Source organism: Hydrogenophaga electricum (assembly GCF_030160815.1).
GTDB lineage: Bacteria > Pseudomonadota > Gammaproteobacteria > Burkholderiales > Burkholderiaceae_C > Hydrogenophaga > Hydrogenophaga electricum.
Genome location: NZ_BSPB01000036.1, coordinates 36,514 through 36,841 on the forward strand (window position 1 = coordinate 36,514; position 328 = coordinate 36,841).

At 74.7% G+C, this 328-nt stretch carries 1 protein-coding gene; it reads left to right on the forward strand.

The window, feature by feature from the left end; all coding sequences use genetic code 11:
- Nucleotides 1-328, forward strand: a 328-nt coding sequence (locus tag QQK43_RS16995; protein ID WP_284308692.1) for a J domain-containing protein, incomplete at both ends; no start/stop codon positions are given.

Sequence of the window (328 nt, forward strand, 5' to 3'; positions counted from 1 at the left end):
CGCCGAACTGCGGCGCGCCGCGCGCTTTTTTGTGCGCACGGTGATGCTGCGGCCCGGCGCCGATCACTACAGCCTGCTGGGCCTGACGCCCGACGCCGACGCCGATACGCTGCGCGAGCACTACCGGCTGATGATCCGGCTGACGCACCCGGACTTCGCCTCGCCCGACGATCCCTGGCCGGCCGACGCGGCGTCGCGCATCAACATCGCCAACGACGTGCTGGGTTCGCCGGTGCGCCGATCGGCCTACAACGCCACGCTGGCCACGCCGGCGCCGGCCGAAGCCCCGGGCAGCAGCCGGCGCGCCGGGCCGGCCACGGTGCCGCCA